Annotated in this window: 11 protein-coding genes and 2 tRNA genes; 4 read left to right on the plus strand and 9 right to left on the minus strand. The window is 67.4% G+C overall.

The window, feature by feature from the left end:
* Positions 1–104: 104 nt before the first annotated feature.
* From M673_RS13065 to M673_RS13095, 7 genes are all read right to left on the minus strand, one after another.
* Positions 105–1823 carry a glycerol-3-phosphate dehydrogenase/oxidase gene (locus tag M673_RS13065; protein WP_061976457.1) on the minus strand — a complete coding sequence of 573 codons (1719 nt, stop codon included), beginning with the start codon at positions 1821–1823 and terminating at the stop codon, positions 105–107.
* A complete protein-coding gene (locus M673_RS13070) occupies positions 1820–2596 on the minus strand; it encodes a DeoR/GlpR family DNA-binding transcription regulator (protein WP_061976458.1) in 777 nt (258 codons plus the stop codon). The genes M673_RS13065 and M673_RS13070 overlap by 4 nt, the downstream gene beginning before the upstream one ends.
* Positions 2596–4128, minus strand: coding sequence for an FGGY-family carbohydrate kinase (locus M673_RS13075; RefSeq protein WP_061976459.1), 1533 nt, complete (start codon positions 4126–4128; stop codon positions 2596–2598). Before M673_RS13075 ends, M673_RS13070 begins: the two co-directional genes overlap by 1 nt.
* A gap of 200 nt (positions 4129–4328) precedes the next feature.
* A complete protein-coding gene (locus M673_RS13080) occupies positions 4329–5273 on the minus strand; it encodes a D-ribose ABC transporter substrate-binding protein (protein ID WP_061976460.1) in 945 nt (314 codons plus the stop codon).
* A gap of 83 nt (positions 5274–5356) precedes the next feature.
* On the minus strand, positions 5357–6445 hold the full coding sequence (locus M673_RS13085; RefSeq protein WP_061976461.1) for an ABC transporter permease: 1089 nt from the start codon (positions 6443–6445) through the stop codon (positions 5357–5359).
* A 26-nt stretch (positions 6446–6471) separates the two neighbouring features.
* Positions 6472–8007 carry a sugar ABC transporter ATP-binding protein gene (locus M673_RS13090; RefSeq protein ID WP_061976462.1) on the minus strand — a complete coding sequence of 512 codons (1536 nt, stop codon included), beginning with the start codon at positions 8005–8007 and terminating at the stop codon, positions 6472–6474.
* A complete protein-coding gene (locus M673_RS13095) occupies positions 8007–8666 on the minus strand; it encodes a DUF2291 family protein (protein WP_148640068.1) in 660 nt (219 codons plus the stop codon). The genes M673_RS13090 and M673_RS13095 overlap by 1 nt, the downstream gene beginning before the upstream one ends.
* A gap of 427 nt (positions 8667–9093) precedes the next feature.
* On the opposite strand from M673_RS13095, the gene M673_RS13100 reads away from it, so the two are divergent.
* From M673_RS13100 to M673_RS13115, 4 genes are all read left to right on the plus strand, one after another.
* Positions 9094–10059: a sugar-binding transcriptional regulator gene (locus M673_RS13100; protein WP_061976463.1), complete on the plus strand. Its 966-nt coding sequence runs from the start codon at positions 9094–9096 to the stop codon at positions 10057–10059.
* 226 nt (positions 10060–10285) lie between these two features.
* Complete coding sequence (locus tag M673_RS13105; RefSeq protein ID WP_061976464.1) at positions 10286–11926, plus strand: FGGY-family carbohydrate kinase; 1641 nt, start codon at positions 10286–10288, stop codon at positions 11924–11926.
* Positions 11926–13437: a glycerol-3-phosphate dehydrogenase gene (locus M673_RS13110; RefSeq protein WP_061977841.1), complete on the plus strand. Its 1512-nt coding sequence runs from the start codon at positions 11926–11928 to the stop codon at positions 13435–13437. Before M673_RS13105 ends, M673_RS13110 begins: the two co-directional genes overlap by 1 nt.
* A gap of 67 nt (positions 13438–13504) precedes the next feature.
* Positions 13505–14437, plus strand: coding sequence for a sugar phosphate isomerase/epimerase family protein (locus M673_RS13115; protein ID WP_061976465.1), 933 nt, complete (start codon positions 13505–13507; stop codon positions 14435–14437).
* 136 nt (positions 14438–14573) lie between these two features.
* Here M673_RS13115 and M673_RS13120 read toward each other — a convergent pair.
* A tRNA-Leu gene (locus tag M673_RS13120) sits at positions 14574–14658 on the minus strand.
* Positions 14659–14790: 132 nt separating this feature from the next.
* Positions 14791–14875, minus strand: a tRNA-Leu gene (locus M673_RS13125).
* Positions 14876–15034: the final 159 nt, after the last annotated feature.

Consider the following 15034-nt stretch of genomic DNA (forward strand, 5'->3'; position numbering starts at 1 on the left):
TCTCCCGGCAAAACGAAGACGCTTGGCCGGGCTAAGCGATAGACACCGGAAACCGAAAGCATCACGGTCGGGAGGGCGGCACGCGCCCTCCCGTCCATGCTCCGTCAGAGCGTCACGCCATGGAGCGTGGTGAGGACCTGCCTCGTCTGTTCGCATTCCGCGATCTTTCGCTCCTCGCTCCAGCCCAAGACCTCGGCGGCGACATCCGCCAAACGCGCGAGCAGGTCGCCCGTCACCTCGCCCCGAACGGCCAGCGTCGTGCGACGCAGGACGAGATCGGTGAGATGCAGCACGCCCTCATGGCGCAGGAGATAGTCGAGCTCGGACAGGCTGTAGCTATCCGCCTCCGGTAGGCGATCGGCATCGCTCCACCGGCCGCGATGCGTGGCAATGGCGAGCGCCGTGGTTCCGTAGCGCGACAGGAGTTGGTCGATGCGCGCGGGCGCTAGCCCGGTTTCCCCGGCCGCGCGGACGATGAAGGCGTCGCGCGCCATGGCGTCGGCCGGAAAGTCGCGGCCGCCGCCGATCGGCAGATGCTGCGTGGAAACGCGGCGGCTGCGGCCAAGCCGGCCGAGGATCGTGTCGGCCACTTCCTCCGCGAAGCCCCGGAAGGTCGTCCATTTGCCACCGACCAGCGAGATGATGGGAAAGCCGCGCCCCTCGGCCGGCTCGATCACCGGCGCGGAATGATCGCGGCTGATAAGGCCGGGATTGGACGCGTCGGAGGCCGGCAGCGGCCGGATGCCGCTATAGGTGTAGACGATCTGGCCGCGATCGAAAGAAAGGCCCGGCAACAGACTGCGCAGGCTGTCGAGGAAGTAGTCGATCTCCTCCGCCTCGCAGCGGACCTCGTCCGGGTTGGCGGCCTTAATGTCGGTCGAGCCGACCAGCGCCCGGCCGAGATAGTCGAACACGAGGCAGATGCGCCCATCGTCCGCCTCGAAATAGATCATCCGTCCCGCAAGTTGGCGCAGGAGTTCGGGATGGTCGAGCAGGATATGGGAGCCCTTGGTGCCGCCGATCAGCTTCGAGGGCGCGCCGAGCGATGCGTTCACATGATCGATCCAGGGACCGGCCGCATTGACGGTGATGCGGGGCCGGACGGACAGCCGCCGCCCGTCCGGCGCGCGGAAGGCGACGCTCGAGTCTTCCGCGCCGATCAGCTCCGTGCCATTGGCCGCCGCCGAGCGGGGCGAGGCGCGCAGGCCGTCCTCCACCAGTTCGAGCACGAGGCGCTCGGGCCGGGCGATCTTGGCGTCGTAGTAGAGGCCGGTCGCCTTGATGGCGGGCGTCAGCATCGGCATATCGCGCAGCGACTTGGCCCGGCCGGAAAGCGTGTGGCGCGGCATGACGCGGTGGCGCGCGCCGTAAAAGTCGTAAAGCGCTAGCCCGATCTTGACGAGAACAGCGCCCCGGCTGCGCGGCGCGGTGGTGGAGCCCAGCAGCGTGCGCAGCGCTGCGCCGATCCCCTTGGTCCAGGAAAAGGCGGGGATGATCGTCGGCAACGGCTCGACGCAGTGGGGCGCGTTGCGCAGGAGCAGGTTGCGCTCCAGGGTCGATTGCGCGACGAGGCCGAACTCGCCCGTCTCCAGATATTTCAGCCCGCCATGGATTAGGCGCGAGGGCGCAGCGCTCGTCCCCGACCCGAAGTCACCCTTGTCGAGAAGGACGCAGGTCAGCCCCTGCTCGCAAAGGTCGCGGAACAGACCGGCGCCGTTGACGCCCGCTCCGAGGATGAGAACGTCCACCTCCGCCCCGTCGAGCGCGGCGAGGCGTTGCGGGTCGAAGAGCGGGGCGGATCGGGGCGTCGCGTTTACGTTCATGCGGGGTCGGTCTCCACGAGACGAAGCGGAATGCCGGAATCCTTCAGCGCGCGGGCGGTCTGCGGCGCGATGGCGGAGCTGGCGAGGACGGTGTCGAAATCGGCGAGATCGGCGAAGAGATGCAGGGCGGTCTTGCCGAACTTGGTGGAATCCAGAAGCAACAGGCGCCGGGCGCTGGCGGCCATCATCGCCTGCTTGGCGCGCACCATCTGCCCGTCTTGGATGAAGGCTCTGCGACCCGACACGGCCGAGGCCGAGCAGACCAGCACATCGGCCCGCAGCCGCGCCACCGCGCTCTCGCAGACATGGCCGATAAAGGCGTCGTAGGTCGGGTGGTAATGGCCACCGAGACAAATGAGGTCGATCCCCTCGCCATGCCGCACACGCTGGGCGACGCCGAGACTGTTGGTGACAATGGTCAGCGGCGCGCGCGTTTCCAGAAGCGGCGCCAAGGCGCTGGCGGTGGTGGAATCGTCCATCATCACCACCTGCCCCGGCTCGATCAGTTCGAGCGCCGCCCGGGCAAGCGCCTGCTTCTCTTCCGGCGCGACGGTCTCACGATAGCGGAACAGGCTCTCGTAGATGCCGCTCGGCTGGGCGGACACGGCGCCGTGCAACTTGCGCAGAACGCCCTGCGCGGCCAACTGGTCGATATGGCGGTGGACGGTCATGCGGGAGACGCCGAACTCGGCGACGAGATCGTCGATCCGCACCTGGCCGCGCGCAATGACGAAGCTCGCGATCTCCTCCCGCCGCGCGTCGCCCTTGCCCATCAAGGCCGCCCCGGAGAAGCCGCGCCGATCGCCTCCAGTTCGAGCCAGTAGGGCTTCATCGCCTCGGCCAGCCGGGTGAAGAGGCCGAAGCGCTCGTTCATCTCGGCCGCGCGTCGGGCATCGGGCTCGAACGTGCGCGTCACCACTGAGAGATCGCGCGGGTCGGCGAGCGGCGAGGCGTAGAGGCCGACGGACGCCCCGGCGCAGAGCGCCGCGCCGAAGGCCGCCGCCTCCTCCGTTCCCGGCACGCTGACCGGCATGGCGAGGACATCGGCGAAGAGCTGGGCGAAGGCGGGGTTGCGCGAGCCCCCGCCCGTCAGCATCGCGCTCTCGAAGGGAAAGCCGTCGCGCAGCGCGTCGACATGGGTGCGGTGGTTGAAGGCGATTCCTTCGAGCACCGCCCGCAGCATGTCGCTCCGGTCGTGCCAGCCATGAAGGCCGAGAAAGCTCGCGCTGGCTGCGTCGCCATGCGGCGAGCCGAAGAGATAGGGATGGAAGAACAAGGTGGAAGGCCGCGCGAAGGCCGCCTCCATCTCCGCCGCCAGAACCGCATGGATCGACTGGCCGGCCTCGATCGCGGCTTTCTGGTCGCGCTCGCAGAGCCGGTCGAGGAACCAGTCGTAATTGGCGGTGGAGGCCGGCGAGATCGACATGCTGTTCCAGCAACCGGGCTCGATGGCGTTGCGGCAGAACCAGCGCGGATCGGTGCGCGGCGCCTTGCTCACCACTTCGTTGATGGAATAGGTGCCGGCGACGATGCCGACGCAGCCCGGCCGATGAGCCGCAATGCCGAGCGCCGAAGCCGTCACGTCGTGCAAGCCGGCCGCGACGGGCGTGCCCGCGACGAGGCCCGTGGCTTCGGCGGCTTCGCGCGTCACCACGCCGGCGATCTCGCCCGAGCCGAACATCGGCGGCAAAGCCGAACCGAGCTCCGAAAGCCCGAACAACTCGAGCGCCTCGGCCGAATAGATCTGCGTGCGAACATCGGTGAAGGACGTACTCGCCTCGGTCCGATCGGTGCCGACCTCGCCGGTGAGGCAGAAGCGCAGCCAGTCCTTGCAGGCGAGGACATGGCCGATCTCTGCGAAGGTTTCCGGCTCTTCCGCCTTCAGCCAAGCGAGCAGCGCGGAAGGGGCCGAAACATGCGGCGTCTGCCCGGTCAGCGCGAGCGCCTTTTCGAAAAGCGGCCCCTGGCGCCAGGCAGAGACCAGATCCAGCGCCCGGCTGTCGAGCGACAGGATGCCGGGTCGCAGCGGGCGCCGGTCGCGATCGAGGAGATAGACCCCGTCGCCATGGGCCGTCGCGGCGACGGCGCGAATATCCTCCGCCGGCCGGCCTGACAAGGCGATCGCCTCGCGAATGGCCTCTGCGGTCGCCGTCCAGAGACCGGCGGGATCGCGCTCCACCCAACGCGGCCGGGGCATGGACTGCGGCACCCGCCGCCGCGCGACGGACAGCTGCGTTCCATCGATGTCGAAGACGACCGCCTTGGTGACGGTCAAACCATTGTCGATGCCAAGCAGGCTGGCCATGGGCGATCTCGCGAAGGACAGGCAGCCTCCCCGGCCGCACCAGACCCCGAATGTATCACCGGATGCCGATATTGTAACAGATGAATCCGATCATTTCGCCATTTTCGTCCCATGCCCCAAACACGAAAAGGCCGGCCGCAGCAGCGCTGCGACCGGCCCCAAAGCGTCGGGAAGATCGGGCCGGAAGCGACCCGGCCGCCTTACTCCTTCATGACGAAGGGCGAAGCGTAATCGTCCACATTGTCCTTGTTGATGATGATGCAGTCGAAGAGCTGCTTCTCGCTGGCAGCGCCCGTCTTGCCGGTCTTGATGAAGCTGTCGGCCTGACGCACGGCTTCCTTGGAGAAGACCGCGACCGGCTGCAGCACGGTGTAGGCGAGTTCGCCGGCCTTGATGGCGGCGACCGCGTCCGGCGAGCCGTCGAAGCCGCCGACCGTGATCTTCGACAGGGCACCGGCTTCCTTCAGCGCTGCGATGGCGCCGAGCGCCATCTCGTCGTTGCCGGAGATGACGCCGTTGATGTTCGGGTTGGCCTGCAGAAGGCTCTGCATCTTGGAATAGCCCTGGCGGCGATCCCAGTTGGCGACGTCCGAAGCGGCGAGCTTCAGGTCCGGGTACTGGCTGAGAACGGTCTTGTAGCCGTTGGAGCGCGTGGCCGCGTTGTTGTCCGAAGGCGCGCCGAGCAGCTCGACATAAGTGCCCTTGTCGCCGACCGTCTCGACCCAGGCCTGGGCGCCGAGCGCCGCGCCCTGCGCGTTGTTGGAGACGAGCTGAGCCTTGGCGAGGCCTTCCTGGTTGATCTCGGCGTTCACGAGGAAGACCGGGATGCCGGCCGCCACCGCCTTCTTCACCGCGCCGACCGAACCGTCCGCATTGGCGGGATCGAGAATGATCGCCTTGGAGCGGTTGGTGATCGCCGTGTCGATCAGGTTGCTCTCGGTGTTGGTGTCGCCCTTGTGCGAGGAGACCACCGCCTCGTAGCCGAGGTCCTTGGCGGTCTTGGAGGCGATCTCGCCTTCCGTGAACCAGTAGGGGTTGGACGGATCGTTGACGATCACCGTCACCAGCCCTTCGGCCGCGGCGGCGCCCGTGAAGGCCATGGCGACGATGCCCGCGAGCAGAAGGCTCTTGCCTTTTTTCAGCATGTTGTCTCTCCCTTGAAGTCTTTGGCTGGTGATGCGTCGGGCCCGGGCCGGGTCCGGCGTTTTCCGCGCGTCGGTCAGGCCCGTCAGGCCTTGGCTCCCTGCTGCGGGGAAGGCGTCGCAGCAGCCGCAGGGGCGCGCTTGGGGCGCCGGCCATACTGGATGCTGTTGAGAAGAACGGCGAGCACGATCACCGCGCCGGTGAAAACGGTCTGCCAGTAGGAGGACACGCCGATGATGACAAGGCCGTCCGACAGGAAGCCGATCACGAAGGCGCCGAGCAGCGTGCCGCGGATCGTGCCGCGCCCGCCGGTGAGCGCCGCGCCGCCGACGACCACGGCAGCGATCGCCGTCAGCTCGTAGGTGGAGCCGGCCGTCGGGCCCGCCGAGGTCAGCTGCGAGGACAGGACGAGGCCGGCGATCGAAGCGCAGACGCCCGACAGGACGTAGACCAGGATCTGCGTGCGCTTGACCGGCACGCCCGAGAGCTCCGCTGCGCGTGCGTTGCCGCCCGTCGCATAGACCCAGCGGCCGAATGCGGTGCGGGCGAGAAGGACGCTGCCGATGATGGCGATGACGATCAGGATGAGGACGCCGATCGGCACGCCGAACAGGCGGTTGAAGCCGAGCCAGTCGAAGCCGGTATTGCCGAGCTCGGCCCGGCCGCCGAGATTGTTGTAGGTCAGGCCGTTGGTCATCAAGAGCGCCACGCCGCGCGCGACATAGAGCACGCCGAGCGTCGCGACGAAGGCCGGCACCTTGAGATAGGCGATCAGCGCGCCGTTGAGGACGCCGATCAGCGCGCCGAGGGCGCAAGTCAGAACCACCACGGCCCAGACCGGCGGGTAGAGAATGACGCCCAGCATCGGCAGCGTGACGCCCTGCATCAGGAAGCCCGCGATGACGCCGGCGAGGCCCAGCGTCGAGCCGACGGACAGGTCGATGCCCCCCGTCAGGATCACCAGCAGCATGCCGATGGCCAGAAGGCCGAAGATGGCGACATGCGAGGACATGATGAGGAAGTTGTTCACCGTGAAGTAGAACGGCGACAGGATCGAGAAGACGACGATGATCGCGACGAGCGCGAAGAAGGCGCGTCCTTCCAGAAGCAGGCGGGCGAGGTCGAAGCCTTCGGACCCTGCCTTGGCGGATGGGGCGGCGGTGCTGGTGCTCATGATCGGGTTTCCCATCTCTTTCTGGTTCAGGCGACCACGGCTTCGCCCGACGCGGCCATGATCTTTTCCTTGGTGACGTCGGAGGGAAACTCCGCCGAAATGCGGCCCTTGCTCATCACGATGATTCGGTGGGCGACGCTCAGGCATTCGCTGACCTCGGAGGTCGAGAACACCACGGCGAGCCCTTCGCGCGCGCGCTCGGCCAGAAGCTTGAAGACCTCCGACTTGGCGCCGATGTCGATGCCCCGGCTCGGCTCGTCGAGCAGCACGACCTTCGGATGGGTCGCCAGCATCTTGCCGATCACGACCTTCTGCTGGTTGCCCCCCGAAAGCGACCCGATGGGCGCCGACCCGCCGGAGGTCTTCACGTGCACGCGGCGGATGGAGTCGGCCACCAGCCCCTCCTCCGCCCGCTGCGAGGTGAAGAGCCGGCGCGTGAACGCCTTGATGCTGGCGAGCGACAGGTTCTCGCCGACCGACATGGTCTGCACCAGCCCGTCGCGCTGGCGATCCTCGGGCACGAGCACGAGCCCGGCCTCGATCCGCTCGGCGATGGAGAGATCGGAAATGTCCTCGCCGCGCAGGAGCACATGCCCACCGCTGACTGGCACGCGGCCGGCGACGGCTTCGAGCAGCTCGGTGCGCCCTGCGCCCATCAGCCCGTAGATGCAGACGATCTCGCCGGCGCGCACGTCGAGCGACAGGCGATCCACCGCGTCCGCGCCGGACGGCAGCGTGACGCTCACGTCGCGAACCGACAGCGCGGTGTCGCCGAACGCGTAGCCGGACGGCGGCGAGCCGAGATCGAAATTCTCGCCCACCATGTGGCGGACGATCCATTCGAGATCGATGTTCTTGCGCTCGGCATAGGCCGTCATCGCGCCGTCGCGCAGCACCACGGCATGATCGGTGATCTGTAGGGCTTCTTCGAGATGGTGCGAGATGTAGACGATCGACACGCCCCGGCTCGTCAGGTCGCGGATCACCTTGAAGAGAACTTCGACCTCCGAGGCGCTGAGCGCCGAAGTCGGCTCGTCCATGATGAGGATGCGCGACTTCATCGACAGCGCGCGGGCGATCTCGACGATCTGCTGCTGGCCGAGACGAAGCTCCTCCACCGGCGTCAGCGGGTCGATGTCCTCTTCGAGTTCCAGCATCAGGGCGCGGGTGATCTCGGCCTCGCGCTCGAAATCGACGCCGGTCGCCGTTTGGATCTCGCGACCCATGAAGATGTTGTCGCGGACGCTGAGGTTCGGCGCGAGACTCAGTTCCTGGTGGATGATCGAGATGCCCCGGTCGCGCGCGTCGTTGGCGGAGCTGAACTGCACGGGCTCCCCGTCCAGCACGATCTCGCCGGAGGTCTGCGGCGTGACGCCCGACAGAATGCGCATGAGCGTGGACTTGCCCGCTCCGTTCTCGCCGAACAGGGTCGTCACCTGGCCGCGATGAATGTCGAAGTTCACACCCTTCAGCGCGTGGACGCTGCCGTAGGACTTGGCGACGTTTCGGGCCGAAAGGACGGTCTCGCCTTTCGTGAAGGCCGGGGCGGACGTCTTCGACATCACTGCACCGCCAGCTTGACGGGCGTAACCAGCCAGTTCTTGGCGTTCACGAGGCGGAACACGCCGGTGACCGCGACCGTCTTGCCGGACAGCGCCTTCACGTCGACGGGCGAGAGAACCTCGGCCTTCATCGCGTTGTTCAGCGCCGAGCCGGCGTCCTGATATTCGATCTGGTTGGTGAACTGGCCGAACTGGATCGTCCCCGTCGCATCGCGCAACTCCGTTCCGTTGATGGCCGGGCCGGTCTGGACGCGCAGCGTGGTGCCCTCCGGCATACCCGGCACAGCGATCGTGGTGATGCCCGCCTTCGGCTCGCTGGCCGTGCCGCTGAAGGAAACCGAGAACAACACCGTGCCGCCCGAGCTGACGCCGTATTTCTCGCTCGCCGCCGCCTTGTTCTCGAGGAGAGCGGCGGCCAGCGTCGGAGCGTCCACGGCCTTGGCGACCACCGCGTCGCGAATCTTGGGGAACTCGCTCTGGCCATAGGTCGCCGGCGAGAAGCCGGCCGGGCCGGCGGCCGCCTCGGAGCCGATGCGCACCACCACCGTGTCGTAGGCGATGCCGACGAGAAGCGCGAGGCTGACGAGCGAGGTGACGATCGTGCCGGTGCCGATCACGCGACGCTTCGCCTTGGGGGCGGTTAGGCCAGATACAGTCATGAAGCGACCTCCCATGAGGTTGAGGCCGGACACGCGGGCGAGATGTGCCCAGCCGGCCCCGGCCGAAGGATCGGCGGGTGTTGTCAGGCGTGGCGGGGACAGGCGCGCGGAAGCGAAAGCGCGGGTCGCCCGGATGGGCAAGGCGTCTTCGTCGTCGTGCTGCGCATCGGTCTGTCCTCCCACCTGAAGCCGGCCCGACCCGATCCTCCTCGCCGGGCGGCTTCCCATCAATTCGCACGGGGCTCGAAGCCCCGCCATCTCGCGTCTCGCGCCCGCCTTACCCTCTCTCACCCTGGTAAGGACAGCGAAGCATCCACGCTGTTCGGCCCCACTCGAACCCTTGTGACTTCGTTGACAAGGACGAGTCTGCGTGAAAGACTTTGCACCAATTGAAAAATAATTCAATACGCAAACCACGGGATCGGACATGGCACGGATCGCCACGAAGCGTGTCGATGACGACAGCCTCGCCATTCGCGCGGCTTGGCTCCACTTCGCCGCCGGCCTGACGCAGGCCGAGGTGGCGGAGCGGCTTGGCGTGTCCAACGTCAAGGCGCACCGGCTGGTCAGCTGGGCCAGCCAGTCCGGCGCCGTGAAGGTGACGATCGACGGCGACGTGACGGAGTGTCTGCGGCTGGAGGAGCGGCTCTGCCGGCGCTTTGGCATGAGTTACGCGCAGGTCGTTCCCAATCTCTACGAGGACGGGCTGCCGCTGCGCGCGCTGGGCATTGCCGGGGCGGGCTTCCTCAAGCGCGAGATCGAGAATTCGTCGGACAAGATCATCGGCATTGGCCATGGGCGCACGCTGGCGGCGGCGATCGCCGCCTCGCCGCGAATCGACTGCGGCTCGACCCGGTTCGTCTCGCTGATGGGCGGCCTGACACGCAACTTCGCCGCGAACCCGCACGACGTGATGTATCGTCTGGCGGAGCGGACGGGCAGCGCGGCCTATGTGCTGCCGGTTCCCTTCGTCGCCAATTCCGCCGCCGACCGGGACATTCTCCTGTCGCAGCGCGGCGTCGCCGACGTGTTCGATCTGGCGATGCGCGCCGACCTGATGATCGTCGGCATCGGCACGACCGAGCCCGACGCCCAGCTCGTGGGTGCTGGAATGATCGATCTGGAGGAAATCCGTGAGGTCCAGGCCGGCGGCGGGATCGGCGAAATCCTCGGCCATTTCTTCGACGAGACGGGCCAACCCGTCGAGACCTCGCTCGCGGCCCGCACGCTTTCGCCCGACCTCGCCTCGCTTTCGGGGCGACGCATCGTCGCGATCGCTGGCGGCGGGGCCAAGATTCGCGGCATCGGCGCCATTCTTCGCAGCGGCCTTCTCGCCGGTCTGGTGACCGACGAGGAGACCGCGACCGCGCTCATGGCCGACGAAACCGCCTGAGACGCCCATTAGAGGCAGATTAGGGATGGGGGCGACAAACGCGCGCTCGTTGCGTTTGCCCCATCACAAGACGAGACGCATCCGGCTGTCAGACGATCGGAACGATCGCGCCGCCGATGCCAACGGGGAGGAATTGGGATGCGAGGCTCGACCGCCCATCCATTCGGCCGGCGCACGCCGCAAGTGCGCGTATACGCGTCGGCCGGCCGGCACGCGGGAGCGCGCCATGTCTGACACCAGGGACATCCTGATCGGCATCGACGCCGGCACCTCGGTCATCAAGGCCGTGGCCTTCGACCTGGCCGGGCGGCAGCTCGCCGTCGCCTCCGTGTTGAACCATTACGCGATCGGGCGCGATGGCTCGGCCCGTCAGTCTCTTAAGCAGACTTGGGACGACTGCGCCCGCGCCTTGCGCGATCTCGGCGAGCGGGTCCAGGACTTGGCGCGCCGCACGGCAGCGCTCGCCGTCACAGCGCAGGGCGACGGGACATGGCTGGTCGGCGCCGGCAATCGGCCGGTGACGGACGCCTGGCTTTGGCTCGACGCGCGCGCCGCGCCGAGCGTGCGCCGGCTCGTGCGCTCGCCGCTGGAGCGCCAGCGCTTCGAGCGCACCGGAACGGGCCTCAACACCTGCCAGCAGGGTAGCCAGATGGCGCATATGGACGCCACCGCGCCCGAGCTTCTGGACGGCGCCGAGGTCGCGCTCCACTGCAAGGACTGGCTCTATCTCAATCTCACCGGCGTGCGGGCGACCGATCCCTCAGAGGCAAGCTTCACCTTCGGCGACTTCCGCACCCGGCGCTACGACGACACGGTGATCGAATCGCTCGGCCTGACCGCGCGCCGTCACCTCCTGCCCGAGATCGTGGACGGGACCGAGATCACCCATCCGCTGTCTCGCCAAGCCGCCGAGGCAACGGGCCTCCTGGCGGGAACGCCGGTGAGCCTCGGCTATGTCGACATGGTGATGACGGCCCTTGGCGCCGGCGTCCATGCTGGCGGCGCGCCGGCCGCCTGCTCCACGGTCGGCTCCACCGGCGTCCACATGCGCGCGGTGGCGCAGGGCGACGTGATGCTGAACGCGGAAGGAACGGGTTATGTCATCGCGCTGCCGGTTCCCGGCATCGTGACGCAGGTCCAGACCAACATGGCCGCGACGCTGAACATCGACTGGGTTCTGCGCGTCGCCGGGGATCTCCTCTCCGAGATGGGCAGCGAGATCAGCCACGGCGATCTGGTGAAGCGCATCGAGGGCTGGATGGAGAAGAGCCAGCCGGGCGCCCTCCTCTATCACCCCTATATTTCCGACACCGGCGAGCGTGGCCCCTTCGTGAATGCCGACGCGCGCGCCGACTTCATCGGCCTGTCCGCCAACCACCGTTTCCCCGATCTGCTTCGCGCCGTGGTGGAAGGCTTGGGCCTTGCCGCGCGCGATTGCTACGCCGCGATGGGCGATCTGCCGAAGGAGCTTCGCCTGACCGGTGGCGCCGCCCGTTCGCGCTCGCTGCGCGGTGTGCTGGCGGCCTGCGTGGAAGCGCCGGTGCGTGTATCCGCGCGCGAAGAAGCGGGCGCGGCGGGCGCGGCGATGATGGCGGCGGTCGCGGTCGGGGCCTATCCCACGATGGACGCTTGCATCGCGGAATGGGTGACGCCGCTTCTGGGCGAGCCGGAGGCGCCCGACGCCGGCCTGATCCGTACCTATCGCGGCCTCTTTCCGGCCTATTCGCAAGCCCGCCGCGCACTGGTTCCGGTGTGGAACACGCTGGCCGAGGTTCGCAATGCGGCGCCCGACGCGGGCGCCGAGGCCGAACCCGAACACACAGAACAGACACTCATCGCGGCGATATCCGCCGAAAGGAGCGCATGATGGCGGAACATCCGATGGTCGATCTCTTCGTGATCGGCGGCGGCATCAACGGCGCGGGCATCGCGCGCGACGCGGCCGGACGCGGACTGAAGGTCATTCTCTGCGAGAAGGACGATCTGGCGCAGGGCACCTCTTCGCGCTCGGGCAAGCTCGTCCACGGCGGCCTGCGCTATCTCGAGTATTACGAGTTCCGGCTGGTGCGCGAGGCGCTGATCGAGCGCGAGGTGCTGCTCGATTCGGCAAGCCACATCATCTGGCCGATGCGCTTCGTGCTGCCGCACAGCCCCGAGGATCGCCCGGCCTGGCTCGTGCGTCTCGGCCTGTTCTTCTACGACCATCTAGGCGGCCGCAAGCGCCTGCCCGGCACGCGCTCGCTGGACCTGCGGCGCGACCCCGAAGGTGCGCCGATCCTCGACCAGTACACCAAGGGCTTCGAATATTCGGACTGCTGGGTGGACGACGCGCGCCTCGTGGTGCTGAACGCCGTCGGCGCCGCCGAGAAGGGCGCGGAGATCCTGACCCGCACCGCCTGCACCAGCGCGCGGCGCGAGAACGGCCATTGGCGCGTCGAGATGCGCGACGAGCGCACCGGCAACACGCGCACGGTTCTCGCCCGCTGCATCGTCAATGCCGGCGGCCCCTGGGTGAACGACATCGTGGGTCGCGTAGCGGGCAGCAACTCGCGCCGCAACGTTCGCCTCGTGAAGGGTAGCCACATCATCGTTCCCAAATTCTGGGACGGCGACCACGCTTATCTCGTCCAGAACCACGACAAGCGCGTCATCTTCATCAACCCCTATGAGGGCGATAAGGCGCTGATCGGCACCACCGACATTCCCTACGAGGGGCCGCCGGAGCAGGTGAAGGCCGACGAGTCGGAGATCGAATATCTGCTCGCCGCAGTGAATCGCTACTTCAAGGAGAAGCTTCGGCGCCAGGACGTGCTGGAGACCTTCTCCGGCGTGCGCCCCCTCTTCGACGACGGCCAGGGCAATCCGTCCGCCGTCACGCGCGACTACACGTTCGATCTCGACGAGACCGGCGGCGCTCCGCTCCTCAACATTTTTGGCGGCAAGATCACCACCTTCCGCAAGCTGGCCGAACACGCCGTGCAGAAGGTGGCCAAGTTCTTCCCCAATATGGGCGGGGACTGGACGGCCGGGTCCAAGCTGCCCGGCGGCGAGATCGCCAATGCCGATTTCGTGCAGTTCAGCGAGGACATGCGCAACGCCTATCCCTGGCTGCCGCGCGGGCTCCTGCATCACTACGGCCGCCTCTACGGCGCGCGGATGGAGCGGCTCCTGGCGGGCGCGACCTCGATGGACGGGCTCGGCCGGCATTTCGGCGCCAAACTCTATGAGGCCGAGGTGCGCCATGTCGTCAACAACGAGTGGGCCTTGAAGGCCGAGGACGTCCTGTTCCGCCGCACCAAGCAGGGCCTACACATGAGCCCGGCCGAGCGCGAGGCCTTCGCGCAATGGTTCGACACTGAGCTCCTGCGCGCCGCCTGACGGAGGCCCGGCGCGGCTTGTGACGGTCGCGCCCCTTCCCCGTTCTTCGAATTCTCAAGGAGCCCCGATGGCCCTGACGCTGTCCCTCAACACCAATCCGCTGGTGAACCGCTTCGCCGACCCGGACGATCTCATCGAGACCGTGGCGCGGGACCTGCGCATCCGCGACCTGCAGCTAACGCACGAGTTCATCAACCCGTCCTGGCCGGCGCCCGTGATCCGCCGCCTGACCCGGCAGATGGGCGCCGCGCTGGAGCGCACCGGTGTACGCGTCACTTCCGGCATGACCGGACCCTATGGCCGCCTCAACCATTTCGGCCATCCCGACCGCGACGTGCGCCGCTACTATGTCGACTGGTTCAAGACCTTCGCCGACATCACCGCTGATCTCGGCGGCACGTCCGTGGGCACGCAGTTCGCGATCTTCACCTTCCAGGACTATGACGATCCGGCGCGGCGCGAGGCCCTGATCCAGACCGCCATCGACTGCTGGGCCGAGGTGGCCGAACACGCCAAGACGGCGGGCCTATCCTACGTCTACTGGGAGCCGATGTCGGTGGGCCGCGAGTTCGGTCACACGATCGCCGAGACCCTGGCGCTGCAGGACCGGCTGACGGCGGCCGGCATGGCGGTGCCGATGTGGATGATGGCCGATATCGACCATGGCGACATCACCTCGCCCAACCCCGACGACACCGATCCCTATGCCTGGGCGCGCGCCGTGCCGAAGGTCTCGCCGATCATCCACATCAAGCAGAGCACGATGGACAAGAGCGGCCATCGCCCCTTCACGGCCGAGCACAACGCCAAGGGCCGCATCCAGCCCGAGCCCCTGCTCCAGGCCTTCGCGGAGGGCGGCGCGGTGGACAACGAGATCTGCCTGGAACTCTCCTTCAAGGAGCGCGAGCCGAACGACCGGGCCGTCATCCCCGCCATTGCCGAGAGCATCGCCTTCTGGGCGCCGCATATCGACACCGGCGCATCGGATCTGAAGATCTGACGACGCGACAAGGCCGGCCTTCGGGCCGGCCTTCTCTTTCCGGTGAAGGAAAACCCACGCCGCGAACGCGCAAACGCCACCCGCGATCGGCTGGGATCGTTCGGATGGCTCGATATAGATCTTGTCTGGAAAAGAATGGTGCGGTCGAGAAGACTCGAACTTCCACGGGTTGCCCCACAGCGACCTCAACGCTGCGCGTCTACCAATTCCGCCACGACCGCACGCCGTGTTCCCGGGCTTCCACCGAGCGCCGATCTCGCGACCGGTTGGAAAGGCTGCAGGCAGCGCTTCCGATGTCGCAGAGCTCTAAGAGCGCCTGAGACAGGTCCTTCAAATTGGCATGAAGGAGAGAATGGTGCGGTCGAGAAGACTCGAACTTCCACGGGTTGCCCCACAGCGACCTCAACGCTGCGCGTCTACCAATTCCGCCACGACCGCACGTCGTGCCCGAGCTTTCGCTCAGGGCCGGCCTCGCGACCGGTGTGCGGCGTTTAGCAAACGGCCCCCAAGCGCACAAGCGTTTTCGCGGGCGCTCGCCGGATTTTCTTCGAAGCCCTTGATCGCGCACGCGAACGCACTTTGCAGTTTCGTCGTGGA

The sequence above is a fragment of the Aureimonas sp. AU20 genome, assembly GCF_001442755.1.
Taxonomy (GTDB): Bacteria; Pseudomonadota; Alphaproteobacteria; order Rhizobiales; family Rhizobiaceae; genus Aureimonas.